Consider the following 16985-nt stretch of genomic DNA (forward strand, 5'->3'; position numbering starts at 1 on the left):
CTTCCTGGCGGTAATCCAATGGTTCAAAATCAATCGCTTGTTCAGTTTGCCTCAGGAAGCGCAGAGCTGGTGACCTACTCCAACACGGTCAATACCGCATTAATAGGGACTCGTATCGTACTCGAGAAAAAAGCCTATGAAAGCGAGGTTACTCTTGGCAGTACGATAACCTACAATATCACGGCAACGAACATGGGAAACACAGCCGGCAGCGTCACACTTACCGACATGCTGCCGGAAGGAACTTCATTTGTCGCGAACAGCGTAATATTGAATGGTACACCCATGCCTGGCGCTAACCCAAGCAACGGTATTGCAATTGGAAATATGATGCCGCAAACGCAAGCTCAAATCATATTTCAACTCATTGTCGTTTCCATTCCAAGCAGCCTTCAGCTAGTTAACCAAGCGCAGGCAGATGCCGAATTTCGAACAGCAGAAGGGCGAATTGTCACGAGTATTACCTACTCGAACACGCTCGTTACACCTGTTAATGAGGTATCGCTATCTGCTCGACTTAGTGCAAGCACCGAACAAACCTTTGTCTCAGAGCATGTAACCTATGAACTTACGATTGTTAATGACGGCAACCTTAGTCTCCGAGAGGCAGTCGCTTCCTTCGATCTGCCTCTCGGCATCCTTTTTGTGCCCGGCAGCGTGACAATCAATGCTGTTATTTCACCAAGCGCTGATCCGAATGCAGGTATCCCGCTCGGCACTATTAGACCACAATCAACCATCGTTATCACCTATCGCGCGCAAACGACGGAGGATGCAGCCTCTATATCTATCAGCAAAGCAAACGTTCGTTATCAAGTTTCCGGCACGCCGGATTATACGCATTCAAATAAGGTCGCCGTTATCCTTATCCAGCCCGAGATCAGCGTTAATAAGCAAGTAGATCAGCTTGTTGCTGTCCCAGGTGATGTCTTGCATTACTCGATCTACATTGAGAATGCCAGTAATGTTGCCGTTGATGCCGTGATGGATGACGCTTTGCCTGCTGGTACAGTCTTTGTACCAAATAGCCTGAAGTTAAATAACCATTCGATGCCAGGCGTGTTTATTGAAGATGGCATTAATCTCGGTACGCTGCTCGGGCAATCACAAAACATGATAACCTTTGATGCCCAAATCCCTTTACACCTTGCCACTGTTGCACCATTAACGAACACTGCATCGGTTGTCTACACTTTTCGGCTCTCAGACGGAAGAGTAGTTAGCAATTCCGCGATATCAAATGCTGCAATAACAGAAGTGGCTGCGCCTATCATTCAGCTTACAGCAAAAATTACTCCACCTATTGTGGAGTATGGCGATACAATAACCATCGTTTCAACGCTTATGAATAATGGAAACTTGCCAGCTTTCGTTTCATTTACAAGCGAGTTTCCATTTGGCGTGGATTTATTGCCAAAAACGTTCCGTGTGGATGGAGCTCGACTAAGCTCCATTGATTATGACGGCAAACAAACATGGCAGCTTGGGAATGTACTACCCGGAGCAACACTTGAAATCATTTATACTGCTATCGTTACTGACGCAATCGTTTCTGATGAAATCGTAGGTTATGTCAAAGCGAAATTCTCCTATGAGGTAAGCGGGCAAAGCTACACTGGCGAGGCTCTATCCAATTCATTAGCAGTTGCTGTGATTGGGGATGACGAGTGAAACAAAGAAACAAATAAACCCCGATTTGAACCATGATGGTTCAAATCGGGGTTTCAATTATTGGATCTCCTTTTGCCAAAGCTGCCTCACAAGTTGCTTCAAATAAAGGGACTGCGACCAGCGGTCACTAATCTCCGACTGCCGAGAACCAGCCTCATCTGACGTAATCGCATACGATGCAGGACCCAGCTCAACGACGACAGGGAATGAATCATTCTCTTTTCTTTGTCCATTAAGCCAGTGTCTCATTGCACTGCCCCACCATCTGGAGAAATGGGGTACCATCGGATGATTGCCTGCTTCCCCCGGGTCGATCTGTATTTGCTCGCCATTTGAAATACGGGTATGAATACTGTGCGTGTTTGGCAGCAAGCTTTGCAGCATCTGCTCCGCCTCATCCGAAATCGTATGAAGCTCACCAGCTACGACATAATGTGAATAGTCAATCGTAAGCCTCAGTTCCGGCAGCGACTGCAAATATTGCCGCGTTCGGATGAGATCCTGTGTAATCGTACCTCGGTGCGTCTCTACATAAACCGGGATGCCCGCCTGCCTCGACAGTGCATCAATTCCAGATAACAGTTCAATGGCGGAATCGCCAATGAGGAAAGGCGTCATCACCTGTGCATTGATGTAGCCGATGTTTTCGAACGCTGCTGCTTTTTCCAAAAACTGAGACATCTCGTTTAGTGAAGAAGGATAAGCATTTACACTAAATGACAGGTTGTATTTATGGAGCAGCTCCTTCCATAAGCTGCTTTCCTCAGTTGCCGGCACAAAGGCGTTAATGCCGTCGAAACCATTCTCTGCTATTAGCTTGAATTTCCCTTCTATATCTTGCGCATGCCCCGCTGTTCCTTGCAACCCGCTCATACCCCACCAGGACATCTCAACCAACAATTTATTTTCTGTTTTCATCATTAATTAGTGCGGATAGGCCATATCAAATTCAACTCCGCATGGTCCTCCGTCCGGATTAATTTCCAAATCAACGGCAGTGCCATCCTGTCTAAACAAAGGGCGATAATGATCGCTAATATGAGTTGCTGATGCATTCGCATAATGGCAGATGAAGGCTCTGCGGAATTGATCCTTTGTTTTGTTTCTATACGACCCATGGATCAAGTTCCCGTTGAAAAATAGCACGTCGCCCTTATCCATAATTACCGGCATCGCCTTTTGATCCTTAGGTGGTTTAACGAAATGGGAAGTGAACGATTCCGTTGAATCCGCAATTTCAGGGCAGCTAATTTCATGCTCGCTCGTCTTCGGAACGACAAGCAAGCTGCCGTTCTCCTCATTTGCCGCATCGATCGCCGTCCAAGCTGCGATACAATTGCCAGGCTCCACCTGCAAATAAAAATTGTCCTGATGCAGCGCTTGACCGCGTGAGCCTGGCGGCTTGTAATAAAACATGCTTTGGGCTGCAAGCGCTTCTTCACCATAAAGATCTGCTAATACGTCCATGACCGGCTTATGGAGCAAATATTTTTTGGACGTCTCATTAAAGCGATGCGGATGCATGACCCGCGGATAACGCTTTAACGGATCATCTGTCTCCCCTGACAGATCAGGCTCAAAATAACCCGGCACTGCTTTATGGCTCATTTCCTCGAAAGTATCCTCTATCGTGCGAATGTCTTCCTGAGAGAAAAGACCTTTTATCACAATGTAGCCCTCAGTACGAAATTGATTAACCTGCTCTTCTGTTAGTGCAATCAATGCTTCTGTCATCGCATAACGCTCCTTCACTGAATTAATCATTGCTCTTGACATAATCATAGTGGTTTCGCTATTTTTAAGGAAGAATGATTACTGCTGAAAACTACTTGTATTATGCTATTTTGAAAATGAAGGAGGAGTTTGGCATGCATCCAAATCATAGAAAAGAAGCTGAAACAGAAGCACATGGCGGTGTGTTTCTAAGTGGTCTATTTGATGAATCCGACTCCTATCGTTATCGCAGGCCAAACGGAATAAGCGATTGGCTTATCTTTTATACCTTAGAGGGTGAAGGCTATTTACGCACACCCGCTGGAGAGAGGCGCTGCCGCAAGGGACAAATCGGGCTGCTGCGCGCTGGCATTCCCCACGAGTATGGCACGATTGCGGGAAGCAGCTGGCACTTTTATTGGGCACATTTTCAGAAACTACCTGAAATCGACTATTTGCCAAAGGATGAAAGCATCGTCATCACGATTCCAGACGGCAATATGAGAAGTAGAGTACAACTCACCTTCGATCATATATTAAGTGATTCGAGAGAGCGGGCAAGCTTCTGGCAAATGTTATGCGAGAATGCACTTCGCCAAGTGATATTGCTCACAGCGCAGCAGCTGGATAAACGGCTGGATCCTCGCATCGAGCTTGCCCTGCAGTATTTATCACAGCATATGGAGCAGACGATACGCATTGAAGAGTTGGCTCGGTCGGTTGGTTTATCTCTCTCGCGGCTATCCCATCTCTTCAAACAGGAGACAGGCACGAGCGTGGTCGAGCATCTGAATCATCTGCGGCTTCAGCAAGCGGCTCTTCTCATGGAGCATATGGGCCGTTCGGCAACCGAAGCTGCGCTTGATGTCGGCTTTAACAATTACAATCATTTTGCTGCATTGTTTCGCAAAAGTTATGGCGTAAGCCCACGAACATACAAAAAGGACAAAACCGCTCATAACGAGTAGCTTTGTCCTTTGGGCGCCATCTATTTAATTAAGAAGTGATGATTAAACCTTTTGTACGGCTAAATCAAGCCAATCCATCTCTTCCTTGGTGAGCGTAATTAGCGAGCCTGCATCACAAGAATGAAGCTCTTCCGCTGATTGCGCGCCAATCAAGGCACAAGTCGGAAACGGTTGGTTTAGCACGTATGCTAGCGCGATCTGGATAGCCGTAACGTTTTTCTCAGCTGCCAGCTGCTTTGCACGCGCCAGACGCTCCCAGTTCTCATCGCTATAGAACACGCGCACAAGATCCTCATTATCTCTAACTTCTGGTGTAAATCTACCTGTGAAAAATCCTCTTGCCTGCGAAGACCACGAAAGCAGCGGGAATTGCTCTTCCTCATGCCATGCGCACGTTTCCTCATCAGCAGAGACGCAGCCATGCCAGAACGGTTCATTCGCTTTCGCAAGGCTAAGGTTCGGACTGCTGAATGAAAAACCGACAAGTCCATTTGCAGCTGCGTATTCATTCGCTTCCTTAATACGCTGCCATGTCCAGTTTGATACGCCAATCGCTCGAACAGTTCCTGCTTTCACATGCTCATTAAGAATATCGATAACCTCTGCTGCTGGTACTGCCGGATCATCCCGATGCAATGCATAAAGGTCGATATAGTCGGTTTGAAGACGCTTCAAGCTAATCTCCAAATCATGAGCAATGGCCTCTTTGCTCACACGCGAACCCGTATGATCATGATGTGCGCCCTTGGTCAAAATAACCAATTGCTCCCGATTGCCGCGTTCCTGCATGTAGCGGCCAATCACTTCCTCGCTTTCCCCGCCGCAATAAATATGGGCTGTGTCAATTGAATTGCCTCCAATTGCTAGAAAAGCATCTAGATTAGTTGCTGCTTTCTCGTAGGAATCGTTATAGAAATAATCCGACCCCTTCATTAAGCGAGATACCTGCTTGGGTGAACCTTCAATTTGAATATATTCCATCGTTGTTTTGCCTCCTTAATTATGGATTCGTTATATTTTAATTCGTGTATGCTCATGAGCAGAAAGCAGGCAAGCATCGATTACTTTCATGTTGTTAACCCCATCAGCGCTGCCGAACTGAAGCTCTGATACACCGTTAATGGCATTTGCCATATGATCGGCCTGCAAAGTGTAGGCGTTTACATGCGGCACCTCAACTTCACGGCGCTCTCCTTTTGCATCGACGAAGAAATTACCGCTGCCCGGCGCGCCAGTCACAAATGCGGAAGGCACTTCGATAATACCCTCTGTACCTAGCACCTCAAGCGGGTTGCGGAATGCTGCCCACATGCCGCAATCAAACGTCAGTGAAACCGCTCCTTCAAACTCGATTAATCCAGATGCCATCATATCGACATGATCATGCTCTGGTGAGAACAAAGCCTGAACGGTAACGGCTTCAGGTTCTTTGCCAAGCAGCAAGCGAGCAGCATTAATTGGATAACAGCCTACATCGTAAATCGAGCCGCCTCCCCACTCCTTGCGGTATCTCACGTTTTCTTTATGTCCTGCATTGTTGAAGGTGAACGCGCTGCGAATGCCGCGAATGTCGCCAATTTCCCCATCTGCGATCACTTTCTTGATCATGTCGTATCGAGGGTGATAGCGATACATAAAAGCTTCGGACAATAACACGCCTGCTTTCGCAGCAGCTTCAGACATTTCAGCTGCTTCTTGTGCAGTCAAAGCAAGCGGCTTCTCGCACAAAATATGTTTTCCTGCTTCAGCAGCCCGGATCGTCCACTCTCTATGCAAATGATTTGGGAGTGGAATGTATATAACGTCAATAGAAGCATCCGCAAGCAATTCTTCATAACTGCCGTAAGCAGTCGGGATATTCAGCTCTTCTGCCGTCTTCTTTGCCTTGTCCACGTCACGGCTAGCAATAGCCGCTACCTCATTTAATTCCGAAAGGTGAAGGCCAGGTATTACTGCGCCTTTGGCAATTCCAGCGCAGCCCATGATGCCCCATTTTAGTTTCTTCGTCGTCACTCCATCGTCACCTCAACCATTATTTTATTATTATATTGCGATTACATGCTGAAACTAGTTATACCATCAGTTCAGAGCGCTGCACCTAAATCGTGAGGTACAAATTAGTATCAAACGATTTCATTGTGCTTGCCTCTAGTTTAAAGTAGATAACCAAAAAATAAAATGATATTATTTTGTTATAAGTTAAAACAATATTGTCATTGAGGTGAACAACTTGCAAAGACAAATACATCTGCTTACGCTGCCAAATAATCCTTTTTTCTGTTTACCTGAATCCGTCGGGAATTACTGGAATGAGCCTGACCATTACACGCTTCGTATGGCGGGAGCGCTCAATAACTTTAATATTCATTACGTCGTTTCTGGGAAAGGTTATGTGGAATGGGATGGCGAGGTACACACCCTCGAGGCTGGTGAAGCTGTTCTATATTTCCCCTTGCAGAGACAGCATTACTACAGCAGCAAGGATGATCCGTGGGATATAAGGTGGGTTCATTTTTATGGGAGTGGGCTTCAGGACTATATGATCGAAAGAGGTTTTCACAAAAGCCAGCTCTGGACAATCCGTCAGCCAACCGCTTGGGAACAGGTGCATGAGGATTTGCTGGTCGAAGCAGAAAAGTCTCGCATGCTGCATCCGACCAAGCTTTCTGCTCTCATGTATGCCATACTCGCAGTATTCATCGAGCAAGCTGTACCGATATCCGGCAGCAAAGCTAGTACGTCCGGCAACCGAATCTTAAAGCTGCTCCCTTTAATGCAGCAAGAGGCGGCTGAGCCGTTCATACTCGAGCAATGGGCTGAAAAAGCAGGAGTTAGCCCCTACTATTTTTGCAAATTGTTCCGAAATGTGATGGAAATGACGCCAATGGACTTTATTACACGCTGCCGGCTTCAAATGGCGAAGCAATGGCTTCTGGAGCGCAAGGATGTTAATATCGGACAAATTGCTAGTGATGCCGGCTATCCGAGCGTCAGCTACTTCAACAAAAGATTTATGGCTCATGAGGGGATGACGCCTACGGTATATCGTCAGCTTTACGGGGTGTAATACGAATGTTACTTTACGCGCTGTAAGAACACATATGCGCTTAATGCTCTCTTTTGTGAGTAAACCGGCTGCAATCGAGCTCTGTAAGAACACATATGCGCTTAATGCTCTCTTTTGTGAGTAACCACCCTTCACTTGGGCTCTGTAAGAACCTATTGGTTCTTACAGACACTTATGAATGTTACTTTTTGCTCTGTAAGAACACCTATGCGCTTAATGCTCTCTTTTGTGAGTAAACCGTCTGCACTCGAGCTCTGTAAGAACCTATTGGTTCTTACAGACACTTATGAATGTTACTTTTTGCTCTTTAAGAACACATATGCGCTTAATACACTCTTTCGTGGGTAACCACCCTTCACTCGAGCTCTGTAAGAACACATATGCGCTTAATGCTCTCTTTCGCGGGTAACCACCCTTCACTCGAGCTCTGTAAGAACCTATTGGTTCTTACAGACACTTATGAATGTTACTTTTTACTCTGTAAGAACACCTATGCGCTTAATGCACTCTTTCATGAAAATAAAAAGTAATATACACACGCTTAAATTCCTAATGGAACCATATACAGTCCGGTATCTCCGTCATTTCTTATCACAACATCAACGCCATACGTTTGCTTAATCGTTTCCGCAGTCACAACTGTCTCAGGAGCACCTTCTCCTACGATGCATCCTAATTTCATCACAATAATATGGTCGCTGTATCGAATGGCCTGATTCATATCATGCAGGACCATTACTATCGTAATTCCATGCTTGCGGTTCAGCGTCTTTACTAACTCTAATATTTCGATTTGATGATAGATATCCAAATACGTCGTAGGCTCATCCAAAAATAGCAGCGAGGTTTTCTGTGCCAGCGCCATTGCGATCCAAGCTCTCTGCCGTTCGCCGCCAGATAAATGCGCTAAACTTTGCTTTCGCTTGTTCAGCAGATTTGTGCAGCTAAGCGCCCAATCCACGGCTGCATCATCTAATTCGCTCTCTTGTCCCCACCGACCCCGATGCGGCAATCTACCGAAGCGAACCAGCTTCTCTACAGTCAAATCTGCAGGCGCTTCCTGCTGCTGATGCACCACGGCCAGCTTCTTGCCAAGCTCCTTTGGCTTAAATTGCACGAGCTTCTTTCCATTCAGCAGCACCTCACCTTCGCTTGGCCGAAGATTTTTCGCCATTACACCGAGCAGAGTTGACTTCCCGCAGCCATTTGGACCAATGATCGTCGTAATCCGCCCTTCCGCGATACGGCTGGTTATTCCGTTCAAATGGAAAGTTCTTTTGTCATATGAAAACCTTATTTCATTAATGTCCATGGACGCGTTCGCTCCTTCGCAGCAAAAAGATGAGAAAAGGACCGCCGATGACTGTCATGACAATCGAAGCTGGAATTTCTGTCGGGGCTAAAAGAGTACGGCCAAGCGTATCCGCAGTCAAAATGAGCCATGCTCCGCCAATCGCAGAGAAAGGCAGCAGCACTTTATGGTCTGAGCCAATGAGCAGCCTCGCGATATGTGGGACGAGCAAGCCGACAAACACGATTAACCCGCCAATAGCTGTTGCAACAGAAGCCAAAAGCACGGCAACAACCGAAACGAGCAGCCTTACTTTCATAACAGACAAACCAAGATTTTGAGCGGTTCGATCTTGCAAAACAAGCGTATTGCACCATGAGCCAAGCAGCATCGAGAGTAGCAAGCCTACACCGCCATACAGCGCCAACATATGTACATCATCCCAGGTTTTCATTGTAAAAATAGAGGAAATCGCTTGATTCACGCTAGTTACCGCGTAGCTGCCGCGATAATTAAAGGACTGCCCAAGACCTGTAAATGTAGCATTGACCGCCACACCGACCAGAATAAGCCGAAGCGGGCTGAGTCCAGAGCGCCACGAAAGCGAATAGACCAATAGACAAGCTATTGCTCCTCCAACAAATGAAAACAGCGGCATCCAAAAAAACAATGTCGGGAATATCGTTACGAGCAGCAAAGAAACCAAGCCTGCCCCTGATGAAATGCCGATAACGCCTGCGTCCGCCAGCGGATTGCGCATTACGGCTTGCAGCAGTACACCAGACACGGCTAGAGCTGCCCCTGTCAATAAAGCAACGATTATACGCGGCAGCCGCAGGTCGCGAACAACCTCTACCTGTTCACTTGGCGAGCCAAGCAACCCTTTCATGAGTTCAACAAATCCTACGCTGATGCTTCCAGTCGTCATGGAGTATACGATGGTTGCCAAAAGGAGCAGCGTAATTGCGATGAAGCTGAATATTGTTTTTGGCATGAAAAAACATCCTTATTTATAATCCTGATAAAGCATTGGAGCGAGCACGGTTAGTGCTTGGACAACAGCCAAATTGCCCGTCGTACCAAATAAAGTTTCTTCCAGATCATATACACGCCCCGATTGTACCGCTTCAAAATGCTTCCAGATATCATTTTTTTTGAATTCTTCATCAAACATTTTTACAACCTCAGCCGGCATGCCATGCGCTGCTCGCAAAATGACATCCGGATTCGCCTTCTGCAAATATTCCGTATTGGAAGCCAAAAATTCAACCTGCTCGCCCTGCACGATATTTACTCCCCCAAGCAAACGTACAAGATCTCCGATGTAAGAATGCTCCGTCGCCACCAAATAACTGCCGGGCACACCAAGCAGGATCAACACCGTCGGTTTTTCTTTACCTTCTGTATTCCGAGTGATGGCAGCCAGCATTTCCTTCTGTTCATTTACGATTGCAGCAGCCTGAGTATCCCGCCCATACCGTTCTCCGAGCGCTGTAATTTCAGCTTGCATGCTGGAGATGCTCGTTAAATTTAGAAAATCAGCCTTTAGCCCTGCACTCTCAAATACAGGCTCCAGCTCATATTGCAGCGTCGAGACAGACAGCACCTCCGTCGGCTTCAAGGATTTAACCATTTCCATATCAGGACTCATTGGATTCCCAACTTTAGTAACGGTGCTGTAACGCTTCGGCAGCGTTTTTACGCTTTTTGGTATGCCAACTAAATCAAGCTCAAGTGCATCCATAATTTGTGTTATAGCAACGGTTGTTGACACGATGCGCTGGTTAGACTCCTCAGAAACAGAGCCCGAAGCCGCTACTTTAGCCGAAGAGTTTGCATACGGCGCAGCAGCCGAGCCGCTTCCTGCGCCAAGCGAGCCGCATCCTGCCATCATCGCAGCAAGTAACAGCAGGGATAACCCCTTCATAAATCGATAGCGCATTTCCTTCTTACCTCCTTAAAAACAGCACAGAGGACACCCATTAATCAGGGTCCTCCTATGCCATCTGTTTAAATCGCCCGCTTCAAGCTCTGCAACAGCTGGAATCTTTCTTGCTGTTGCTTACGCCGTTTTAGCTTTTTCTTGCTCCGCTGCTTTCGCTTCTAAATAATCGACAGCACGCAATACGAGAGTAATCGCCTCAGCTCTTGTTGCGGACTTCGTTCCGCCGAACTGATTTTGATCCAGTCCCTTAATTAATCTGTACTTCACTGCCGTAGCAATGTAAGCCTTAGCGTAGGAAGGGATTTCCGCTGCATCCGCAAAATTAAGCGAATCCGCTGCTTCCAGCGGCAAATGAAGTGCTCTTACGATCATGACTGCAATTTCCGTACGATTTACATTTTGCGTTGGACGGAATGTCTGATCCTCATAGCCATTAATAATGCCTGCTGCTACCGCTTGCTCAATAAAGGACTGTGCCCAAGTAGGAATGTTTTTCATATCTGCAAAAGTTGTTGAAGCGTTCTTGCCTTCCAGCTTCAGAGCTCTGCCGAGTATAACCGTCCACTCAACACGATTGACCGTTGCATTTGGTTTAAAGCTTCCATCCGGATAACCCTGAACGATGTTTAGCTTCAATGCGCGATTAATGGCATCTTTCGCCCAGTTGTTCGCTAAATCTTTAAATGCAGCCGTTGCATCTTTGCCAGCCAGCTTATCTTTTTCCTCTTGTTCCTTTTTCTTTTTCTCAATTTCTTCTGGCGTCTCTCTTGGCACCACAGAACCAAATGAATCAGAGTCCCAGCTTGCTACTGGCGTTATTGCCCCAAGCTGAATTTGAATGCTGTATTCATGATGGTACTTCACTTCTGGCCAATCTATTTTCACCCAGCCATCCAGCTTAGCCGGTAAATCGGCTACTGTAAATTGTACTCGTCTTGTGTTAGCGGAAGCATCGGATTCGATCGTTGTTGGCGTAGAACCGCCAATCGTAAATCCGGTAATTTCCTTGCTTTGCTTTAGATTCACTTGTACAAGCTTCACGCCATTTTGCACGAGCAAACGAGCAGGATGTGCTACATATTCATCCATCACCGATGTTTGTGTAGTGCCTTGTTTTAAAAACTGAATATCAATCAAATACTTGCCGTCCGCAAGTGCACCCGGTTCTGTCGGTTTGACCGGATCAACAACGACAATTTTTGTCGCTTGGAAAGCACGAAGCGCTTGATCCAGCGTGCCTTCTGCATCAATGAGCTGCTGCTTTGTAGACAATATGCTGTTTGCGACAGCGTTCGCTGCTGTAATTGCACTAAGCAGTGTATCTTTCGCTGATTGCGGATATTGCCCGGCACCTGTACCTGCAGCTGCTCCATCATGAGCCGCCTTTGCTGCCGCAATAGCTGCCTTCAATACTGCTGGATCACCATTGTCTAACAACAGACGAATGTTATGAGTCGCATCATAAGGTTTGCCTGTACGTGGGTCAATTACGTTTGGCATAATGATTCGAACTTGCCCTGGCACAATTGCCGTTAAATCATCCACTTTAAATTTGATAACCCTCGTATTTTCTGTCTTGTTTTCACTGACAACGGTCACATCTGTGAGTATGCTGTTCTGAGCAACTTTAAACTCTGTAACGATGCTGCTGTCCTTTATTGAAAATGATACATAAGTCTCACCGTTATTAGACGTAACAGAAGCCGGCTTGAGGAAGTAACTGTCCATGCTCGATAACGCTGCATTTGTTGCATGCAGGGCTGCGAAAGAAATATTGCGAATCTGGCTTCCTTTGAAAACTTGAACAGATTTCTCTAAAATCTTTGCCGCATTAGTAATTTCTGGACGTGTAGAATTGAGTTTCTTCCCTGTTTGTTCAGCTAATTGAATAGCAGAAAGCAAAGATTCTTTTGCCGCCGCCTCATATTGCCCTGTAGCCGTTCCAACAACAGCGGAATCATGCAGTTTACGCGCTGCAGTGATCGAAGAGTTTAAGGCATTAAGAAGATTGGCATTATAGCTGAAAAGTACTGTTCGCTTCTCTGTACCAATTGAGTACTCTAGTTTTGATAAGCCTTGATAAATAGAATCATTGGCTAGTTCATGTCTAGCATAAAGCTGATAGGCCGTCAGTCCATCTTCACCCTTTTTAATAGGGGTTTCGTACCCATTCAGAGTACCAGAGGAAACCTTACCATCTGAAGTTTGCCCAAATAAATTCATCAAAGGCTCACTTGCCAGTACCTCTGCAAAAACAACATGGGAGTAAGCATTAAAATATTTTGTACCCAATTGAGTAAACATGATTGCTTCTGTCTTGAAATCTTTGGAAAATTCCGATTTTTCTCCTGTTTCAGGGTCCAAAACAAGGAGCGGTAATACTTCTTTTTTAAATTGCTGATACTTTAAATCCTCCACTTTAGCAGTCAAAGTACTTAATGTATTGTTAACGGCAGTCTGTGTCACTTGTGGATCACCAGCTACAGCCCTTGCTTCAGTAATCCATTGCCCAAGCCTTACGCTCGCTCCAACCGAATACTCACCATCTGTTAATACAGCATGAGCGGCTGAAGCTCCATTTGCTGTCCCTATATTTTTTACCGTTGTCGCAAAAGCTGAAATCTCTTCTAACGCACGTACTAAATTCGCTTTATTCACGACAAGCCGAGCAGCCTCGTACTTCTTTTTGCCCTCTTGCAGAACAAGGTAAGCAGCCTTGATCAGCTCTTGATTGGAACCGCCAGCGCTATCGGCAATGCTTCTTGCCTGAGTGATCGTATTTTGAAAAGTAGCCTTGGAGCCTAGCAAATAGAAGCCATCGCCAGTTCCCTCCGTCGTTGTATTCAGCAGCTCATTCGAGGTTGTAAATAAAGCTTCAAGCTGCTCTAATGTTACAGCACCCGTCTCGCCTCCGCCCCCATTGCCGCCTCCATCAACGGGTAGACCTGAGATATCCAGCTGAAGCTGAACATTATACCAATTGTCATAATTTACTGAAGGAATGACGATATGAATCAAAATTTCTTGTTTCTCTTGCATGTTCTCAATATCATAGCTAACAACGACGTGATCCGGATCTAAGCCGTCCCCTGCTGGCTGAGCAGCAACGACTTGATACCCTTCTATGCCGTTGATTGTGTTCCCATTGATTACTGCTTTGTCTTTACCTGGTAACTTAGCAGAAAAATGATGAAAGGAAGTATACTGCGTAACCTCATGCTGAAACTTTGCACTGCCATTAGTAATAATCAATTTGCCTGTGCTTGGATTTAGATAATCGTTAATGATTGATCGTTCATTGCTCCCATCCTTCACATAAAGAAAAGGAACACTATACTCCCCATTTGGCGTTACTCCCGCCGCTGCACTCACAGGAAAGGCCGACAGCAACAATACGAGCGCCATGAGCAGCGCCGTCAATCGGCGAAATTTCATTTGCATTTCAAAAAACACTCCTTCGTCATTTAACTGCTATCGCTTATGTACCCTTGCATTTTGAACAGGAGAGCGAAACATGCCGCAGCATTGCTCTCCTGTTATTTTTAAAGCGCTATTCTAACCGTAGAGCTCGCTGATGCTTAAACGCTCCAATTGAATTGGATTGTATGAACCGTATTGTAGCCTTCAAATCCTGGTGATGGCGGAACGACAACGTGGATTTTGGCAACTTGGTTCGGTGTGAAATCAGCCACTTCAAATGTAAATTCAACGTTGCCGCCTGTATAATTAGCAGCTGCATAGCTGTATGTTCCAGTAGCAGGGTCTTGCACTTGCAAGTATTGAATGAAGCTTGAACCAGAGAATGTAACCGTTGTCGTTGTGCCATTGCTTGCTACAACTGCATCGCCTACTTTATAGGCATCAGCATAAGAATTGGCTGTATCTCCCGCGTTGCGAACGACATAGCTTACACCAGTACTTGCGAATACAGATGGAACAGCCAAAGCTAGAGCCATAACAAGCATCATCATTACAAAACTAGTTTTTTTCATCGATTTGATCATTTATCAACACTCCTTATTTTTTAGCGAATTTGGTTTTGCGCAATAAGATAAAGGCTACTCCGACAACAATAATGATTAGGGAAATAACAAGCGGTGACAACACGCGCTTAGAAGAGGCCGCATCTGACAACTGCTGTGCAGCTTCACCTGATGCAGGTGTATCCATATCAGCCCCAATAAGCTGAACATCGACCTTCGGCTCTTCGTGAACAGCTGTCTCCACAGAGTCCACTGCTAGGGTATCCTCTGTAGAGGTAGGCTCTTGTGAAGATGGGGTTAAAGTCTCCTTAGTTAATGATTGCCCTTCAGCTTCAGCCGCTATCGGACTAACGGTTGGAGCAGGCGAAGCTTCGACCTGTATCTCTTTCTTAGAATCTTCTTTTTTAGAATCGACCGTTTCAGAGCTCGGCTTATCTACTTCAACCTTTGGTTTTTCTGTCACCGTATTTGTGGTTTGAGGAGCTGTTGTACCTGTCTTTACATCGGTCTCTTTTTTTGGTTCTTTCGTGGTTGCTGCTGGTTTCTTTTCTTCTTTGACAGGGGCCTCCGCTTTGCTGATCTGCTTCAGACTGCTAGAATCGAAAACTAGACGAATCGTGTAGCTGTGATCGTAATCAATATCCTCTACCGTTACGTGGATCTTGGACTCTAACGGCGTTGTAAGATCAGCAATTCCGAACTTAACAATTCTCGTATTGTCAGCTTCGTTGCTAGATACAATAGCCGTATCTATGTACCCGCCGTCACTCGGAACTTTATATTCCGCTACCCATGAGCTATGGTTTATTTGCAGTTGTACCTGCAAAGCTCCTTTGGTCACAATCAGCTTGGCTGGTTTTTCCCAATAGTCATTTGCCATCGATACCGATTCATCTTCGGCTTTCTTGACAACATAGTCTATCGAGTACGTACCATCAGCCAGTTCAGCCGCATGTGCTTCAGGTGCAAACGGAACAACGAGTAAAGTAATCATGATGAAGAAAGCCAGCACTCCAAACTTGCGAATAATTCTCTTCTCCTCCTTTACTCCTGACATCCAAGCTCGCAGCAGATTATCCGAATGGCTCTCTCTCACATCATGAATATGATAATCATTATCAATAAAAAGTTATTTTGATTATGATAATCATTATCATTGTATAATTAAAAAAAAAGCAATCTGCTGCAGAATGCATCCCCATTTCTGGAAACGCCATTCTCAGGAATGAAACTATCATGCATGCCCACATTTTGTCAACACAAAAAAAAGAAAATTAGTTATTTTCTATATAATTCCTTTTTAGGTATTGACGTCCTCTGTTTTTAAGCATTATACTCTCGAAGAGATCATTGAGACTGATTATCAATACCATTTAGCTTGGAGGTACTGCAATTGTTATGAGAACTTGTCTCCCCCTATTTGCTGTGCTTCTGTTACTCGTTTTTACAGGATGCGGTATCGGCAAAGGCAGCTCTTCAGAAATGAGCGATGGAAGTCTGATTGTAAAAGACTTTGCAGGACGCCAAATTTCTTTTAAGGAACCTCCCGCCAAAATTGTTGCACTGGGCAGCGGCGAAGCTGATATTGTAGCAGCTTTAGGAGGAAATCTAGTCGGCCGGCCAACAACATCCGTTCAGCCCGTTAATCGGGCAGTCCTCGAAGCTGAACAAATCGGGAATGCTCACGAGGTTGATTTGGAAAAAATAGCATTGCTTCGCCCTGATGTCGTGCTTGGCAATTATCCATTGAATGAGAAGGATATTCCCGTTCTTCAAGGAATCGGTGTAAAGCTCCTGTTGACGGGTGCCAACTCCATCGAAGACATTAAACGCCAGATTGAGCTGATAGGCCAACTTCTTCGCAAAGAAGAGCAGGCACAAGCAATTATCGCCAACATTGTTGATAAGATTGCTGTTTATAAACATATCGATGAAACCAACAAGCCGCGAGCGCTGCTTGTATATGGAGCACCAGGTACATTCATGGCAGCACTCCCTAATTCCTTGAGCGGCAACATACTCGAAACCGCTGGCGGAGTAAATATCGCTTCGGATTATCCAAGGCTGCAAAGCTTCCCGCAATACGCGCAGCTAAACGCAGAACGTGTTGTTGAAGCAGACCCCGAGATCATTTTTTTCATGACGCATGGCAATCCGGAGGAAATCAAGAACAGCTTCATTCGTGAAATGGAGACTAATTCTGCATGGAGCAGCATATCCGCCGTCAAGCAGCAGCGTATTGAAGTGCTGCCGCAGGACCTGTTCGGTACTAACCCTGGAACTCGTGTGATCGAAGCACTTGAGCTTATGGACCGCTTGCTGAAAGAAGTGCCTAACTGAAAGGATG

General features: G+C 45.7%; 14 protein-coding genes. 4 read left to right on the forward strand and 10 right to left on the reverse strand.

The annotated features are described in order from the left end of the window. Positions 1-18: 18 nt before the first annotated feature. Positions 19-1671 (forward strand): hypothetical protein, encoded by a 1653-nt coding sequence (locus ACIFSR_RS01590; protein ID WP_430054361.1) that lies wholly within the window; start codon positions 19-21, stop codon positions 1669-1671. Between the two features lie 57 nt (positions 1672-1728). Here the strand turns inward: ACIFSR_RS01590 and ACIFSR_RS01595 are convergent, their stop codons facing one another. Both ACIFSR_RS01595 and ACIFSR_RS01600 read right to left on the reverse strand, forming a co-directional pair. Further along, on the reverse strand, positions 1729-2544 hold the full coding sequence (locus ACIFSR_RS01595) for a sugar phosphate isomerase/epimerase family protein (protein ID WP_430054364.1): 816 nt from the start codon (positions 2542-2544) through the stop codon (positions 1729-1731). 51 nt (positions 2545-2595) lie between these two features. After that, positions 2596-3405, reverse strand: coding sequence for a phytanoyl-CoA dioxygenase family protein (locus ACIFSR_RS01600; protein ID WP_430054367.1), 810 nt, complete (start codon positions 3403-3405; stop codon positions 2596-2598). A gap of 134 nt (positions 3406-3539) precedes the next feature. On the opposite strand from ACIFSR_RS01600, the gene ACIFSR_RS01605 reads away from it, so the two are divergent. Then, entirely contained in the window at positions 3540-4352 is an 813-nt protein-coding gene (locus tag ACIFSR_RS01605; RefSeq protein ID WP_430054369.1) for a helix-turn-helix domain-containing protein, read from the forward strand. A gap of 42 nt (positions 4353-4394) precedes the next feature. On the opposite strand, the gene ACIFSR_RS01610 is transcribed toward ACIFSR_RS01605, so the two are convergent. Together ACIFSR_RS01610 and ACIFSR_RS01615 are read right to left on the reverse strand one after the other, a co-directional pair. Then, positions 4395-5333 (reverse strand): aldo/keto reductase, encoded by a 939-nt coding sequence (locus tag ACIFSR_RS01610; protein WP_076270879.1) that lies wholly within the window; start codon positions 5331-5333, stop codon positions 4395-4397. A gap of 30 nt (positions 5334-5363) precedes the next feature. Continuing rightward, complete coding sequence (locus tag ACIFSR_RS01615; protein WP_179089919.1) at positions 5364-6335, reverse strand: Gfo/Idh/MocA family protein; 972 nt, start codon at positions 6333-6335, stop codon at positions 5364-5366. Positions 6336-6582: 247 nt separating this feature from the next. Between ACIFSR_RS01615 and ACIFSR_RS01620 the strand changes: the two genes are divergently transcribed. Then, positions 6583-7419: a helix-turn-helix transcriptional regulator gene (locus tag ACIFSR_RS01620; RefSeq protein ID WP_076270881.1), complete on the forward strand. Its 837-nt coding sequence runs from the start codon at positions 6583-6585 to the stop codon at positions 7417-7419. 541 nt (positions 7420-7960) lie between these two features. On the opposite strand, the gene ACIFSR_RS01625 is transcribed toward ACIFSR_RS01620, so the two are convergent. From ACIFSR_RS01625 to isdC, 6 genes are all read right to left on the reverse strand, one after another. Beyond that, positions 7961-8731 (reverse strand): ABC transporter ATP-binding protein, encoded by a 771-nt coding sequence (locus ACIFSR_RS01625; RefSeq protein WP_430054372.1) that lies wholly within the window; start codon positions 8729-8731, stop codon positions 7961-7963. Continuing rightward, complete coding sequence (locus ACIFSR_RS01630) at positions 8721-9704, reverse strand: FecCD family ABC transporter permease (RefSeq protein ID WP_430054374.1); 984 nt, start codon at positions 9702-9704, stop codon at positions 8721-8723. Before ACIFSR_RS01630 ends, ACIFSR_RS01625 begins: the two co-directional genes overlap by 11 nt. Before the next feature lie 12 nt (positions 9705-9716). Continuing rightward, positions 9717-10601 (reverse strand): heme ABC transporter substrate-binding protein IsdE, encoded by an 885-nt coding sequence (gene isdE / locus ACIFSR_RS01635; protein ID WP_430054637.1) that lies wholly within the window; start codon positions 10599-10601, stop codon positions 9717-9719. Between the two features lie 171 nt (positions 10602-10772). Then, the gene (locus ACIFSR_RS01640) at positions 10773-14096 is read right to left on the reverse strand and encodes an NEAT domain-containing protein (RefSeq protein WP_430054376.1); all 3324 of its coding nucleotides are present in this window, start codon (positions 14094-14096) and stop codon (positions 10773-10775) included. 137 nt (positions 14097-14233) lie between these two features. Beyond that, positions 14234-14659 carry an NEAT domain-containing protein gene (locus tag ACIFSR_RS01645; RefSeq protein WP_430054379.1) on the reverse strand — a complete coding sequence of 142 codons (426 nt, stop codon included), beginning with the start codon at positions 14657-14659 and terminating at the stop codon, positions 14234-14236. Positions 14660-14672: 13 nt separating this feature from the next. Next, positions 14673-15695, reverse strand: a complete 1023-nt coding sequence (isdC, locus tag ACIFSR_RS01650; RefSeq protein ID WP_430054381.1) for a heme uptake protein IsdC — start codon at positions 15693-15695, stop codon at positions 14673-14675. Between the two features lie 341 nt (positions 15696-16036). Here isdC and ACIFSR_RS01655 point away from each other — a divergent pair, with 341 nt between their 5' ends. Continuing rightward, positions 16037-16978 carry an ABC transporter substrate-binding protein gene (locus ACIFSR_RS01655; protein ID WP_430054384.1) on the forward strand — a complete coding sequence of 314 codons (942 nt, stop codon included), beginning with the start codon at positions 16037-16039 and terminating at the stop codon, positions 16976-16978. Positions 16979-16985: the final 7 nt, after the last annotated feature.

It is taken from the genome of Paenibacillus sp. NRS-1760, from assembly GCF_050467785.1.
Taxonomy (GTDB): domain Bacteria; phylum Bacillota; class Bacilli; order Paenibacillales; family Paenibacillaceae; genus Pristimantibacillus.